The organism is Streptosporangium longisporum, assembly GCF_039534895.1.
Taxonomy (GTDB): domain Bacteria; phylum Actinomycetota; class Actinomycetes; order Streptosporangiales; family Streptosporangiaceae; genus Streptosporangium; species Streptosporangium longisporum.
Genome location: NZ_BAAAWD010000013.1, coordinates 32,131 through 46,745, shown reverse-complemented (window position 1 = coordinate 46,745; position 14,615 = coordinate 32,131). Strand labels below are relative to the sequence as shown.

Annotated in this window: 15 protein-coding genes and 1 pseudogene; 7 read left to right on the top strand and 9 right to left on the bottom strand. The window is 68.9% G+C overall.

Going from position 1 to position 14,615, the window contains the following annotated elements; genetic code table 11:
• Positions 1–614: 614 nt before the first annotated feature.
• From ABD832_RS22395 to ABD832_RS22370, 6 genes are all read left to right on the top strand, one after another.
• Positions 615–1,403 (top strand): MerR family transcriptional regulator, encoded by a 789-nt coding sequence (locus ABD832_RS22395; protein WP_344898544.1) that lies wholly within the window; start codon positions 615–617, stop codon positions 1,401–1,403.
• Between the two features lie 225 nt (positions 1,404–1,628).
• A complete protein-coding gene (locus ABD832_RS22390) occupies positions 1,629–2,447 on the top strand; it encodes an alpha/beta fold hydrolase (protein ID WP_344898542.1) in 819 nt (272 codons plus the stop codon).
• Positions 2,444–2,875, top strand: a complete 432-nt coding sequence (locus ABD832_RS22385) for a PadR family transcriptional regulator (protein ID WP_344898540.1) — start codon at positions 2,444–2,446, stop codon at positions 2,873–2,875. Before ABD832_RS22390 ends, ABD832_RS22385 begins: the two co-directional genes overlap by 4 nt.
• Complete coding sequence (locus ABD832_RS22380) at positions 2,872–3,825, top strand: FAD-dependent monooxygenase (protein ID WP_344898538.1); 954 nt, start codon at positions 2,872–2,874, stop codon at positions 3,823–3,825. The genes ABD832_RS22385 and ABD832_RS22380 overlap by 4 nt, the downstream gene beginning before the upstream one ends.
• A 2-nt stretch (positions 3,826–3,827) precedes the next feature.
• Complete coding sequence (locus ABD832_RS22375; protein WP_344898536.1) at positions 3,828–4,406, top strand: RNA polymerase sigma factor; 579 nt, start codon at positions 3,828–3,830, stop codon at positions 4,404–4,406.
• On the top strand, positions 4,403–5,287 hold the full coding sequence (locus ABD832_RS22370) for a hypothetical protein (protein ID WP_344898534.1): 885 nt from the start codon (positions 4,403–4,405) through the stop codon (positions 5,285–5,287). The genes ABD832_RS22375 and ABD832_RS22370 overlap by 4 nt, the downstream gene beginning before the upstream one ends.
• 304 nt (positions 5,288–5,591) lie before the next feature.
• Here the strand turns inward: ABD832_RS22370 and ABD832_RS22365 are convergent, their stop codons facing one another.
• The 7 genes and pseudogenes from ABD832_RS22365 to ABD832_RS22335 all read right to left on the bottom strand — a co-directional run.
• Entirely contained in the window at positions 5,592–6,260 is a 669-nt protein-coding gene (locus ABD832_RS22365; protein WP_344898532.1) for a permease-like cell division protein FtsX, read from the bottom strand.
• Positions 6,257–6,784, bottom strand: coding sequence for a sigma-70 family RNA polymerase sigma factor (locus ABD832_RS22360; protein WP_344898530.1), 528 nt, complete (start codon positions 6,782–6,784; stop codon positions 6,257–6,259). Before ABD832_RS22360 ends, ABD832_RS22365 begins: the two co-directional genes overlap by 4 nt.
• Positions 6,785–7,259: 475 nt before the next feature.
• Complete coding sequence (locus ABD832_RS22355) at positions 7,260–7,724, bottom strand: hypothetical protein (protein WP_344898528.1); 465 nt, start codon at positions 7,722–7,724, stop codon at positions 7,260–7,262.
• Between the two features lie 10 nt (positions 7,725–7,734).
• A complete protein-coding gene (locus ABD832_RS22350) occupies positions 7,735–8,274 on the bottom strand; it encodes a LytTR family DNA-binding domain-containing protein (protein WP_344898526.1) in 540 nt (179 codons plus the stop codon).
• A gap of 17 nt (positions 8,275–8,291) precedes the next feature.
• On the bottom strand, positions 8,292–9,524 hold the full coding sequence (locus ABD832_RS22345; RefSeq protein ID WP_344898524.1) for a serine hydrolase domain-containing protein: 1,233 nt from the start codon (positions 9,522–9,524) through the stop codon (positions 8,292–8,294).
• Between the two features lie 308 nt (positions 9,525–9,832).
• Positions 9,833–10,573, bottom strand: a complete 741-nt coding sequence (locus tag ABD832_RS22340) for an ABC transporter permease (protein ID WP_344898522.1) — start codon at positions 10,571–10,573, stop codon at positions 9,833–9,835.
• A pseudogene (locus tag ABD832_RS22335) lies at positions 10,570–11,340 on the bottom strand (ATP-binding cassette domain-containing protein); the annotation flags it as partial. The gene ABD832_RS22340 and the pseudogene ABD832_RS22335, both read right to left, overlap by 4 nt.
• A gap of 51 nt (positions 11,341–11,391) precedes the next feature.
• Between ABD832_RS22335 and ABD832_RS22330 the strand changes: the two are divergent.
• A complete protein-coding gene (locus ABD832_RS22330) occupies positions 11,392–12,933 on the top strand; it encodes a recombinase family protein (protein WP_344898520.1) in 1,542 nt (513 codons plus the stop codon).
• 433 nt (positions 12,934–13,366) lie between these two features.
• Here ABD832_RS22330 and ABD832_RS22325 read toward each other — a convergent pair whose 3' ends face one another.
• Both ABD832_RS22325 and ABD832_RS22320 read right to left on the bottom strand, forming a co-directional pair.
• Positions 13,367–13,780: a hypothetical protein gene (locus ABD832_RS22325; protein WP_344898518.1), complete on the bottom strand. Its 414-nt coding sequence runs from the start codon at positions 13,778–13,780 to the stop codon at positions 13,367–13,369.
• 534 nt (positions 13,781–14,314) lie between these two features.
• A complete protein-coding gene (locus ABD832_RS22320; RefSeq protein ID WP_344898516.1) occupies positions 14,315–14,569 on the bottom strand; it encodes a hypothetical protein in 255 nt (84 codons plus the stop codon).
• Positions 14,570–14,615: the final 46 nt, after the last annotated feature.

Here is a 14,615-nt window from a genome sequence, read left to right as displayed (position 1 = left end):
GAGGCGGGCGATGGCGATGCAGGTGATGGTGTGGTCGGAACCGGCCCGGTGCTCGGGTGGCCGACCCGGCCCGCCATTTTCGATCTTGCCGACGCCGGTCGGTGGTCCGTACGCGGCAGCTCGACGGCGCGGGCCCGGCCGCAGCGGTGGGCAGCGGTGGGCAGCGGTGGGCAGCGGTGGGCAGCGGTGGGCAGGGTGTGGATCCGGATCGAGTTCGGCGAGGCGTGCCCGGGCGATTCGGAGACCAGCACGATGTCCGCGCCGGTTCGTGTCCGCCCGTTGTCGCCGCCGGACACACGAATCCGCCGGGGGACTTGACCCTGACGCTGCGTCAACCCTGCATGCTGGCTGTCATGAGCATCCCGGCAACAACCGATCAGGTCCAGGAGACCGCAGATACGTTCCGGCGGAAAACGGCCGGGAATCTCCGGAGCTACGTGGCCAGACATGATCCCTTGACGGCAGGTGTACGGCCCCGCCGTGTGGAGGGGGCGTACCTCTGCCGATGGGGTGGGTCGTCGTCGCCCACCTGTTCGCCACCCTTTCCTGCCGTCGCAGGATCTCCCGAGCCGGCGCCGGCCGGGTCCAGGCGAAGTTGAGAGCGGGATCAGAGCATGCTGACCATCGGTCAATTGGCGGCGTACGCCGGCGTCACGGTGCGGGCGGTGCGGCACTATCACCAGATCGGGCTCCTGCCCGAAGCGGACCGGGACGCCTCGGGTTATCGGCGCTACAGCGCAAAGGCGGTCGTGTCGCTCATCAAGATCCGGACCCTCGCCGACGCCGGCGTGCCGCTGTCCCAGATCGGTCAGATGCTCCACGCCGACGCGTCGGCCTTTGCCGAAGCGGTCCAGCGGATCGACGGTCGCCTGCACGACGAGATCGAACGGCTTGAGACCAGCCGCAAGCAGATCGCGCAGCTCGCCGCCGGGGACAGCCTGGCGCTCCCGCCGGAGGTGGTCTCCTACCTCGATCTGCTTCGGGAGATCGGGGTGGGGGAGCGGATGGTGGAGGCGGAGCGGGACGGGTGGATCCTGGTCGTTGCCGCCTCCTGGCCCGAGGACATCCCCGCGGTCATGGCCGCGAAATTCGCGCAGCTCGATGACCCGCACCTCGTTCGGCTCTACCGGATCCTGTCGGAGATCATCGAAGACGACGACGCGGGCGACGACGACCCGCGTCTGGCAGAAGCCGCCGACATCATGGCCGGCCTGGCCGAGCAGGCATACACCTGCGGTGAGATCGACCCCGGCGAGGTCGCGCACGACGACCTGCCGGTTGCCCTTCTGGACGCGCTTGCCGTCGAGTCCGACCCGCGGGTGGAGCGGCTGCTGGACCTGATGCGCGAGCGCGGCTGGGCCGGTTGGCACCGGATGGAGCGGCTGGCGGAGCCCCCCGACTGACCTGCGGACGTCGTTTCACACCTGGCCGTCCACTGCTCACGCCGGCGGTCGGCGAGGTGCAGGACCAGGCTGATGGAGCGCGGTACAGGGCCGGCGTCGTCCCGGGACAGCAGGATGACGGCCCGTGACCAGCCGGCGACCACCTGGATACGACGAGCGCGCCGTCCGGGACCCGGCCACCGGCACCGGCCACCGTTCCCGATCCACCTCTGAGAAAGGAAGCTCATGACCATCAAGCGATCCCCCTGGACCGGCATGGTCCCGGTGGACGACACGGCCCTGGCCGTCACCGACACCGACACCGACGGTGTCCCCGTGATCTACCTCAACGGCCACGCCGCCGTTCAGCGGCAATGGCGGCGGGTCCTTGCCGAGCTGGGGACGCAGTGGCGGCATATCACCTACGACATGCGGGGGCGTGGTAGGTCGAAGCGTTCGGCGGATTACTCGTTCGAGACGAACATCCGAGATGTCGATGCCGTTCTCGCAGCCCGGGGTGTGGCCCGGGCGGTGGTGGTGGGCTGGTCCTATGGAGCGTTTGTCGCGGCGCACTGGGCCAGCCGGAATCCGGCCCGTACCGTGGGTGCGGTCCTGGTGGAGGGCGCGCAGCCCTACGACTGGTTCGACGAGTCCATGGAACCGGGGATGCGCAGGATATGGAAGCGGATCTGGTGGCCCATGCAGCTGCTGCGCCCGTTCGGCATGGCTCCGCGGATGACCGGCGACCAGCTGGCGGACAGCAACATCGAGGTCGGCAAGATCGCCCGCGAGCGTGACCTGGGCCCCGTGCTGGACAGCATCACCGTCCCGGCGCGCTACGTGGTCGCCTCCGGGGAGTCCTTCGGAAGTCAGGGCGGGCACGAACGGATACGCGCCGGCCTCCCCGCGGTGACCGCCCGCAATCCGAACATCCACATCAGCGCGAAAGTCGCCAGCAACCACGGTTCGATCCTGCGTAAGGACTATCGCGCCATCGCCGAGACCGTACGTGAGGTCGCCGCCCTCGGCCACGAGGGGGAACCGGAGACGCCGCCGTCACGGTGAATCCCGCCGGGTTCGTCGCCGAACAGCAGACCGTGCGCGACACCCAGCGCCCGGAGCGCACCATCTACGCCATCACCGGGGACGGCCGCACCGAGCTGTACGACTGGATGCGCGAACTGGTCGCCCGGCCACGCGAGGAGTACCCGCACTTCGGGGTCGCCCTGTCCCTGCTGGCCGTTCTGTCCCCGGCCGAGGCGGCCGAGCTGCTCACCCAGCGCCTTGCGGCCCTGGCCGCGCAGGCCCAAGAGGTGCGGGCCCTGCTGGGCAGAGCCGCCGACGACGGCGTCTTGTGGGTGTTCCTTGCCGAGGAGGAGTACCGGCTCGCCGTCCTGGAGGCCGAACACCGTTTCGTCACCACCCTGATCACCTCCCTCGCCGACCCGGACTACGAGCGGACCTGGCGGCAGTTCATGGAAGGACCGACATGACCAGAGCAAGGACAGCACTGGTCATCGGCGGTGGCATCGCCGGACCCGCGGCCGGGATGGCACTGCGCAAAGCCGGCATCACCGCCACCGTCTACGAGGCCCACCCCAGCACCGCCGACGGCGTCGGCGGCTCGCTGGCCATCGCACCGAACGGGCTGTCGGCACTGCGCGCCATCGACGCCGAAAGCGCGGTACGCGCCATCGCCCGGCCGATGCCGGGCGCGGTCATGGCCGTGGACCGCAAGCGGCTCGGATCGATGCCCGTCCTGTCTGACCTGCCGCCGCTGCAGCTGGTGTGGCGCTTCGACCTGCACCGGGTGCTGCACGAGCGCGCAGCCGCCTGCGGCGTGCGCATCGAGTACGGCAAGCGCCCGGTGAACGTGAGCGAGTCCGCCTCCGGCGTCAGCGCGCACTTCGCCGACGGCACCGCGGCCGACGCCGACATCCTCATCGGAGCCGACGGCATCCGCTCCACCGTCCGGACGCTGATCGATCCGGCCGCGCCCGGCCCCCGCCCCACCGGCCTGCTCGGTTTCGAAGCCATCGCCGACCTCGACGTGCCCGAAGATCCCGGCACCATGGTCTACGTCTTCGGCAAACGCGGCTACTACCTCTACCGCACCCATCCCGGCGGCGGAAGGGCCGCGATGCCCCTGGTGATGCCGATCATGATGAGGACGGTCATGGCTCCGCGAAGACCATCGGTCCGGCGCAGCGCTACGAGATCGTCTGGGACGAGCCGGTCACATCTGAACCGCGCCGGGATCGATGGAGGCTTTGATGTACCCCGGCGCGGTTCACCCGGCCGTCCGCGCCGCCGTGGCTCAGCGCTGTCGCAGGGGATCGGTACGGACCACGGGAACATCGCCACTGCGACCGCTCCCTGGAACCCCACACGAACAGGACGGACGGTTCGCGATACACCTGCGGGCCTGCCGGACATGACCTGAGCATGAACGTCACCGATACCGGGCCGCCGCGCACCCAGCGCTTCGCCCAGCTCTACGAGCAGACGTACGCCGCGTTGCTGCGGTTCGTCGAGCGTCGCGTCCCCCCCTCCCACGCCGAGGACGTGGTCGCCGACGTGTTCCTCGTCGCCTGGCGGCGCCTGGACGACGTGCCGCCGGCGGCGGACGAGGCGCGGGCCTGGCTGTTCGGCGTGGCGCACCGCACCCTGCGCAACGGACTGCGGGCCGACCAGCGGCGGCAGGCGCTCACCATCCGCATCGCCGACGACCGGCTGACCGGCGCCGCGGCGGCCGGGCTGGACCCCGAATCGGTGGCACGCCGGCTCGACCTCGTCCAGGCGTGGCGGCGGCTCAGCCCGCGCCACCAGGAGACGCTCGCCTTGGCCGTGTGGGACGGCCTCACGGCTCCGCAGGCCGCGCGGGTGCTCGGCATTTCCCCCGTCGCGTTCCGGCTCAGGCTCACCCGGGCCCGGCGCGCCCTGCGCCTGCACGCCGACGCGGCCCCCGCCACCACGACCCAGCCCGTGGCGACCGCCACCACGAACTCCCGGAGCGCGCGATGAACGACGCCCTCGACCAGGCCCTGCGCGACCTCGACCCGGCCGTCACCCCCTCCGGCCTGGAGGTCGGCGCCGACCCCAGGGCCCGGGCCCTGCTGGCCCGGGTGGTGGCCACCGACCCGGCGAAGGCGCCCGCCCCGGCGACCAGCGGCCCTCGCCTGCTCACCCCCGGGCGTCTGACCGCTGTCGGCGCAGGAGTGGCCGCCGGCATCGCGGCGGCGTTGCTGCTGCCCGGCGTGTTCGGCGGGGGCTCGGCGATGGCGGCGTGGACGGCGACGCCGCACGCGGTGAGCGGTGACCGGGCCACCGACGCCCAGCAGACGTGCCTCGACAGCGCCCGGGACACCGCCAAGAACACGACCGGGCGCGAATTCGGCTTCCGGCCCGTGGTGACCGAGGGCCGGGGGCCCTGGACGCTCGTCTACGTCAACGACGGCAGCGACCACCTGGCCGAGATCACCTGCCTGCTCCGCGACGGCGACCTCGTCGGATCGCAGGGCAGCACGCCGGGACCCGGCGCACGACCGCTCCCGCCGGTTCCCGCGGGGTCGGCGCGGGCCGTCCTCGGCGCGGTCATGAGCACGAGTGAGCAGAGCGTGCGCATCGTGACCGGCAGGGTGGGTGCCGGCGTGGCGGGCCTGGAGCTCTCCACGGAGGCGAAAGGCAGCGTGACCGCGACCGTCACCGGCGGCTACTTCACGGCCTGGTGGCCGGACGCGCCGACGACGGAGGAGCGCGAGAACGCCTCGCCCCGCGGCGGCGTCAGGAGCGTCACGGTGATCCTCCAGGACGGGTCACGGCAGGGCGTCTCCCTCGAGGAGCTCACCGGCCGCACGAGCGCGCAGCTGAACACGTCGGCCGGGGGCGGCTCCGCACGCGACTGACCCGGCCACCCGCGGCGCCGGGCCACACGGTCGGGCAGGTCCGTATCGCCCGGGCGGCACCGCCCGGGCCGAGGACGTACGCCGGCAGAGGCAGCAGGCATCGTCGCCCGCCGGCGAAGGCGGCACGATCGACCCCACGGCCGCTCGTCGGTGATCGGGTTCTCGACGAACCAGATCGTTGACGAGCGGTCGCTCGTGTGCGCAGTCCGTTATGAAACCGCGATCAGTGGTCCCTCATGGCGGGATCCTCAGGCGCGTCCCACCCGGCCGGCCACGCAGAAACCCGTTCCGCAGCCGGTGCGGATCACCGCCCCTTGCCCGGGAAGGAGCACCGCTCGCGCTCGCCCACCCCCAGGAAACGCTTGACCACCCCCCACGGGGACATCCCGTCGAGGAGGCAGGCCTGGTCGACGCTGTTGGACACGCCGGGTAGTTCGCTCGCGGCCCGGGCCACGGCTGAGAAGTCCGCGCCCGCCCTGATCCGGGCGCGAAAGGACTCGGGCATGTCTTCGGGGCCTATCGCCTGCAGGAGCCGGTGGTCGTCCTTGTTCGTCCGCCGGAAGTTCTCCCAAGCCTGCCGACGGTCCTGAAAGGCAACGCTCTCTGTTTCGGGCCGGGCCTCCAGCGCACGCCGGAGGTCTTCCCGTTCGGTCCTGGTGATCGCGCCGCCCTCGCAGCCGGGAAAGGGATCGTCGTCCCTGCAGAGGAAGACCGCGACCTCGGGTGTCCCGGATGGCGCCATGTCGCTCATGGACATGGCGACGGTGCTCTCTCCCCGCGGCCCGGAGGGGGCGAGGAGCCGTATCACTCCGAAGGTCGTCACGGCGACGGCCAGGGCGACGGCGGCGATCTTGACCGGGCTGCTCCTGGAGGCGCGGCGGGACTGCGGCGCGGGCAGGGGGCGGTAATCATCTTCCACGATGTCCGCACGGGCCGTCATGGCGTCACGGAGCCGGTCTTCGATGCTGTTCATGCGTTGTCTCCCAGTTCGCGAAGGAGCCTGGCCAGGGCGCGGGCGGTCGTGGACCTGACAGTGCTCTGCCTGACGCGCATGATCTCGGCGATCTCGGCGTCGGGCAGGTCGAGGTAGTAGCGCAAGACCAGGGCCTCTCGCTGGCGGCGCGGCAGCCGGGCCAGCGCGAGCAACACCTCCCGCCGCGACTCGCCGATCAGCGCGGCGGTCTCCGCCGAGTCGACCAGGTCGGTGACCCGCTCTCTCCACCGCAGCGCCACCGCCCGGCGGCGCAGAATCGACCGGGAGCCGTTGAGTACGCAGGTCCTGACATAGGCGAGCGTCGTGACTCCCGGCCGCCACGTGCCGTGCAGCCGGGCGAACACGTCCTGCACCACGTCCTCGGCCGTCTCCGGATCTCCGACGAGCAGCACCGCGAGCCGGACCAGGCTGAGCCGGTGGTCGCGGTAGAAGGCGACCAACTCGGCGCCGGGGTAGGAGGCTGAAGGAGCCGGCACCTCCAGCCTCAAAATTTCACCGTCCATGACCTATGAACGCGCACCCCCGCCGATCCGCTGCTTCTCCACTCGCTCCGCACAGATCATCGGGGTTCGCGGCTCCTGGCACGATTCTCAATGGCACCCCAGCACAAGTGGCAAAAGGGGAAAACATGCGGGTCGGCGGGGGTGGATGCGGTGCCTGCTGAGAGGGAGGACAGCGCGGTGAAACGTTCTTGAGCTCCGACAGGGGCGGGGTGCCTGCCCAGACGGCGAGGGACAGCAGGAACGGGACGTCGCGACGACTGTGCAAGAGGTCGGCACGCCGGGTACCTCCACGGCCGGTGTCCCGCAGGGCTCGACGGTGCTGGTGGAGGCCTGGGGTGCAGGTGGTGGTGGCGGCGGCTCCTACGGCAGCGGCTCCGCCGCCTCAACTCCCGTCACGCCGAACACACCCGGCAGGGTCGCATCGAGACGGTCACCTGGCGGGTGGAATCGACCGCTCCCTCGGTGGATCGGGCCGTCATCCACCAGGAAGGCCTCCGTTCTGCTCCGGGTCGCCGGCCGTCGCGACGGCCAGCGTCGCCTGCACCGCGTGCAGGCGACGCTGAGCGCGGCGATACAGCAGGAAGTCGCCCAGATTCGCCACGCAAATGATCGCGATGACCAGTAGGACCGACATCAACCCGCTGCGGTCAAGGACATTCGCCGAGGCCGATGCGACAAGAACCGCCGTCACGACAGCCGAGACGACGACCGCGATCAGGTTGTTGATGAGGAAGTACACCGCCGTACGCGCGATGCGGATCGGCAGCAGGGACGTCAGCCACTCCGTCACCGCGCCGATCACCAGGCCCACGGCACCACAGGCCAGGACAGTCAGAGCGCGGTCGGAGAAGTGGACGTTCGCCGCAGCCGACACCTGCAACGCGACGCCGACCGCCGATCCGAGGGCGAAAGACTTCAGTATCGCTGTCGTGTCCGTCACGATCGCCGCCTCATATCTTCAGCGCGCTACGCAGGCGCTTCGCGTACGTCTTGGAGACTTCGAGTTCCTCGCCGCCGGCGAGGCGCAGCACGTAGCGCGAGTTGAACCACGGCACGATCTCCCGCACATGCGCCAGGTTGACCAGCTGCGACCGGTTGATCCGTACGAATCCGAGCCCTGCCCAGCTCACCTCGTAGTGCTGCAGGGTGCCCCGCACACGGTCCCGGCCGGACGCGGTACGGGCGACGATCCCCTCGGCGGCCGCCTCGAGATACACCACCTCGCGTGCCGTGAGCACGACGAAAGCGCTGCCCCGCTGGCCGACCACGGAGCGGACGGCGCCGTGCTGTTCACGCACACCCGCGACCAGCAGGCGGACCACGTCCATGAAGTCGAGTGCGTCGAACACGATCGCCGGGCATCCCACCGGCACCTCGTACCCGCGCTCGACGAGCACCCATCGGTTCCCGGTGCCCAGCTCGACGTCGTGCGCCGCGAGCTCGCGTTCCAGCCGCGCACGCAGGTCCGGCGAACACACCAGCTGCACCATCGCGTCAGACCTCCGGGTCAGTCCGCGAGACGATCGATGATCAGCCGGAGATCGACAAGTTCCTCGATCGCCTTCTCGCCGAACTCCAGCGATCCGTAGTTGGCGACGAAGAACGTGTCACCGGCCGGATCGTAGAGAGCGTACGTGCCCGTCGCGCCGACCCCGCCGTACGCGTCCGACATGGTGAACAGCAGTGGCGACAGCTCGCTGAAGCGGAACCGCATGACCCCCATGCCGTACCGGATGCCCGGCTCGAATTCGTGCTCGAAGGCGGTCAGCCGCGCGAGCGTGTCCGAGGAGACCAGCCCGGCCGACGTGAACGCACGCATGAACGTGACCAGATCGGCCGTCGTCGTCACGACGCCCCCGCCGGCCCAGTCGACCGACATCGCGTTGCCGGTGCTCAGGTCCACGCCGCGTGCGGTCACCGCCAGGATGTCGGCGTCCGCCCCGTACTCGGTCAGCAGATCGCTGTCGTGCATGCCCAGCGGCTCGAACACCCGGCGTTCGAGGATGTCTGCGTACGATCGTCCCTCGATCGCCTCGAGTGCGAGGCCGAGCAGCACGTAGCCGGTGTCGGAGCAGGCGAAGGCCGTGCCCGGCGCGGCGGTGGGCTTTTGGTGGTCGCGGGAGAAGGCGAGCAGGTCCGCCGGGGTGAAGAGCCGGTCCGGGGTCGAGGTGATGAGCTCGATCATCGGCGAACCCGAGACCACGGGCCCTTCGAAGTAGTCGGCTGCGCCGGACGTGTGGCTGAGAAGCCGGCCGAGGGTCACGTCCGGGCTTCGACCGGCGACGAAGAGTCCGTCGAGCACCGGCGCGTCGAGCCACCTGCTCACGGGGTCGTCGAAGGTGACACGCCCTTCGTCGACGAGCTGACCGTAGACCGCGGCGAGCATGGTCTTCCCGACGCTCGCCGAGTGGAACCGGCTGTCCACGTGCACCGGCTCGTCAGACCCGGCCGACACCGTGCCGGCGGCATAGCGATGCAACCGACCCGTCCGCCCCGAGTAGGTCGCGAACAGCGCGCTCGAAACGGACTCGTGCTCGGCCACGACGTCCTGCAGGCGCCGCTGGATCGCCTCGTCGACCTCGGCGCGGGACAGTGGTCGGTTGAGGACGGCAAGCGTGCCCACTCCGGCCACGAGCACCGCTACCGTCCCCGCAGCGATCCAGAGTGTTGTTCGAGTGCCCTTGCGCATGCCCATGCCCTCCCGTTGCCGTGGGCACGACCATACGAAGGGCGGCCGCACGCCGGGAACGACACGGACGCGAACGGTCGGAACGCGGGGCTCAGTGGTCGCCAGAGGGCCGTGACCTGTCGGAGAGCAGGCGTTGCCGACGACACGCGACCACCGCAAGCGCCGCTCCGAGGTGCGAGGTGACCGGCGAAACCGTCGCCGCGACACGAACGGGAACTCACCTCGCCCCCCTGCAGGCGCGCCGAAGCGCACACACGCGGTGCGCTCCGATGCGGCCGGCAGCCTGGCAGAAGCTCACCGGGGTGCGCTCGAACGCGGCCGAGGAGCCTGGCCGGCCGACGCGGCGGGCCGGCTGGTGGCTACGCGTCGCGGCGCTGCATCAGCACGGCGCCCGCGATCACGACGACGGCCACCCAGACCAGGTAGACCGCGAACCCGCTCCACGGGCCCAGGGAGCCGTTGTCGAGGCCGGACACGATCAGCAAGCCGGCGTTCGTGGTGAAGTACTCGGCCACGGTCCTGCCCCACCCGCCCGGGAGCTGGTTCGCCATCGTGGGCAGCACCAGGATCAGGGCGATGGCCGACATGATCGCGCCCGGCGTGTGCCTGACCAGCGTGCCCAGTCCCAGCCCGAGCAGCCCGCACGCGGTCAGGTAGAGAGCGGCCCCGAGCGAGGAGCGCACCACCTCGCCCATCTCGATCGACGGCGGCTGGGAGATCGCCAGGCCGACGCCGACCGCCCCGGCCGACGCGACCGCGCAGACGACCAGCGAGATCGCGGCGAACACCACGATCTTGGCGGTCAGCAGCCTCATGCGCCTGGGCACGGCGATGAGCGAGGTGCGGATGCCCCCGGTGCGGTATTCGCTGGAGATCACCAGAACGCCCAGGGTGGCCATGGCCAGCGAGGCGAGCATCGTACCGGCCAGGCTCATCGCGATCGCCTGGTCGGCCGGGACCGGCCCCTTGGCCGCGCTCTCGGCCGCGGCGTTGATGAGGGCGGACAGGCCCGTCATCAGCACGACGGTGACGAGCAGGGTCCACACCGTCGAGCGGACCGAGCGGATCTTGGTCCATTCGGACCTGAAAATGTCGATCATGACGTGAACTCCAGACTGTCCTTGGTGAGCTCCATGTAGGCCGATTCCAGCGAGGGCTGCACGAACGTCAGCTCCTCCAGCGGGATGGCGGCCCTCGCGGTGAGCGTGCCGATCTCGAGCGGGCTCATCGCGGTCACCCGCAGGTGACCCGGGTGCGGTTCGCCCACCCTGATCAGCTCGGCCACCTCGGCCAGCCGGGGCGAGCGCACCCGTACATACCCCTGTGAGCTGCGCCCGATGAACTCCGCCACGCTCGTGTCGGCGATGAGCCTGCCCTTGCCGATCACGATCAGGTGGTCGGCGGTCTGGGCCATCTCGCTCATGAGGTGGCTGGAGACGAACACCGTGCGCCCCTCGGCGGCCAGATCGCGCATGAGCGTGCGGATCCACAGGATGCCGTCGGGGTCGAGGCCGTTGACCGGCTCATCGAAGATCAGGATCTCCGGGTCGCCGAGCAGCGCCGCGGCGATGCCGAGCCGCTGCGACATGCCCAGCGAGAAGCCGCCGACCCTGCGCCTGGCCACCTCCTGCAGGCCCGTGGTCTCCAGCGCCTCGTTCACCCGGGTCGCGGGGATGCCGTTGCTCTGGGCGATGGCCAGCAGGTGGTCGCGCGCGCTGCGTCCACCCTGCACGGCCTTGGCGTCCAGCAGCACGCCGACCTTGCGCAGCGGGTGCCGCAGCTCGTGGTAGGGCCGCCCGTCCACGAGCGCCGAGCCGCCGGACGGCCGGTCGAGCCCGAGGATCATGCGCATGGTCGTGGACTTGCCGACTAATAGATTGGGGAATATATCCAGTAATCAACCGAAGTGGCAGGAAAATTGAAGATCAACGCCGATTATGCCCGAATCAGCAGCGACAAGAGCGGCGCCGGAGTCGGAGCCGAGAGCCAGCACATCGAGAACGAGGAGTTCGGCGAGGAGATCGGTTTTCCGATCGAGGCCAGATACACCGACAACGACCGATCAGCCAAAGCGCGCCCTGACGGCACGTTCGCCCCGCGCCCTGACTACGAACGGCTAATCGAAGACATCTATGCGGGCACTGTCGGTGTGATCATCATTTGGCACGCCAACCGGCTACACCGCAACGTCGAGGAGGTCACCCGATTCATCAAACTTGCCCTTGAGTACAAGGTCCGCTTGTTCTCCGTGAAGCGCGGCGGAGAGTACATGTTGACCCGAGCGTCCGGGCGAGCCGACCTGTTGCGCGACACCGTAACCGCGCAAGAAGAGAGCGAGCACCGGGGGGAACGCGTGGTACTCGCCCGCAAGAGGCAGGCCCGCACCGGCGCCTACGGCGGAGGAGTACGCCCCTACGGATGGGGGGTGGACACCGGCCGAACCCGCCGTGTCTGCCTGAACCCTAAGGACTCACCCGAGACGCGCGAGTACCGAGACGTGCCGGTACTGGACATGAGCCAGCACAACACCGAGGAGGCCGAGGAGATCCGGCGATGGAAAACGGATCTTCTAGCCGGGATTTCTACGAGGCAGGTCCTAGCCGACCTTGCCGCGCGGGGGGTACTCACGGTGGCTCAGAAGGATGAACGGACGTTGCGCAGGGACGGCCTGGAGGTCAAACACAAGGGATGGGGTTCCCGGACCATTCAACAGATCGTGACCAACCCCCGTACGGCCGGACATTCGGTCTACCAAGGGGAGATCGTGAAGCGCAACGCCTACCCGCCGATCATCACCGAGGATGAGCGACAGGCATTAATCACGATGTTCGCCGACCCGACGCGCAAGACCAGCCCCGGTAACACGCCCAAATGGCTAGGTTCGCTGATCTACCGGTGCGGTAGCTGCAAGAAGGCCGAGCGTCGCAACCCAGACGGTAGCCCGGTCACTGAGACCGTACGCAAGAACTCTTACGGCACGCACATCTATCAGTGCAGGGACAAGGGGCATTGTTTGCACCCGGCGGAGGGGGTGGACGCCTACGTGGAGCGCGTCATGATCGCACGACTGTCACGTGAAGATATCGCCGGCCTGTTGCCACAGCGGATCAGCGTGGATGTGACCGCCCTACGCGAAGAACTCACTCTGTTGGACATTCAAGAGAAAGAGATCGGCCTGTCGCTGGCGAGGAAGAAGATCAGTCTTACCCTGGCGGAAGTCGCACAGGCGGAGATCGATAAGCGGCGCACCGAGATCAACGCTGAGATCAAAGACGGCACGGCGGAGCACCCGCTACAGGAGTTCGTGACCTCTGATGACGCGGAAAGCACTTGGAAGCAGCTCACACTAGGCCGCAAGCGTGAGATCATCCGACTGTTGGTGACAATCACCTTGCTGCCCGCCGGCAAGGGAAACCGGCCGCCCGTTCACGAACGTGTGAAGATCGTTCCGAATAGGTGACGAACGACGAGGCCGCCCCCGCTGATTGATGCTCAGCGGGGGTGGCCCCTTGCGTTCTACGCTATCGCGTTGTTCTCAGCAGCAGCGCCAGGCGATCACGCTGCCTATCGGTCAGCGGAGGCCAGCCATCCACCATGGCCCTGATGAACTCCGCGTACTCGCCGTCTTCACCGTCGGTCCTCTTACCTCCGCGTGTCGTTGACCGCGCCCTACCCGCCGCAGACCCCTCCCTGTCGCTACTCGCCGTATGTACCTAATGCACCCCTGACTACTTTCTGTAGCCGGGGAGTTTGGTGTGCCCACTTTCCGCGCCAACCCGCCCACCCACCCAGGCGTTATCGGTGCTTCGCCCGCCCGCTTGGCGCGCATGACCACTTGCCCCCCGATCTATCAGGCGCAGCCACCGCTGTCGTGATCAGATACCTGCCGTTGGCTATGACTCGATCCGCGACTTCCACCGCCACGGGTACGCCTGCCTACTCACCCCGCGCCCGTCCTGCCAGGCCCACACCGTCGAAGACCGCCCGGCCTCATCATCGAAGATCACCCACGCTTCACGGACGTCGGCCCGCTTGGACTTCTCCACCGCCCAGTCACGCGCTTGCGGCCACGACACCCGCCACTCTTGAACCTCTTGCGGTTCCTCCTCAGCGTTGATCACCCCGACGAGGTACGTCCGCACCGGCCACGCCGTCCCGGTCTGCGACGGCAGACGATGATCCGCCAACGGCAAGACCGGCCCCGGACGCCGTTGCTGCATACGCCGGATCCGCTCATCCCGCACACGCCGATGCCTCCACCACATCAACAGCGTCCACACCACCAGCGCCGACACTGCGATGATCACCGCCACACCCCAATCACCCGCCATGAACCCCGTCCCTTCTGCCTGACATCGATGTGCGCCCGCCGCAATGGGTCGCCGCTATCGCCGGTAAGTACGCCGAGGGGTATCGCCCACCGGTCCGCCCACCCGCACGCCGCCCCGCCAGGTCCACGTCACCTCCGCCCGGTTGGCCCCCGCGCGATCACGTACACCTCCGCCCCCGAAGGCTCCGACCGCCGCGCCGCATGCGCACTGACCTCATCCCAGGTCCCGTGAAACACCTCCGACGTCACCCCGGTAACGCAGTGAACGCCGATCGTGTACCGCTGGACCGACCCGCCCAACGGTCTGCGACGCTCCAACCACCGCGCCCGCTCCCGCTCTTTCTCGGCTTGAGCGATCCGGCGATTTTCATCAGGGCTTCTCCATGCGCCCGGCGTACACAAGAACGCCAGGAAAAAGACCCAGGTCACGACCAGGCCGATAACGACCACCCCAGCCCCTACGCCATGACCGGCCATCTACTCTCGCCCCCCTTTTTTCTTCCCGCCCCCTCTAGTAGCTGGTCGGACGGTCATAGCGACTGTGCCTGTCATCCCACGCCCGCCTGGCCTGCTGTTCCTCCAGCAGCTCCCGCACGTCCGAGTTCGACAGCTTCGACAATCCCTTCCGCTTGCGCCACTTCCAGTCACGCCAGCGCTCTATGCCTTCCCTGATCACGCTGACGATCATGATCAGCCCACACAGGATGAACATGCCCCAGTGAAACCACGAAAAGCTACCTATGAACCCGTCGAAGTCGAATCCCATTCGCTAACCTTCCTTCCGAAGTCCGTGTGTTCCTGTCTATCGCTTT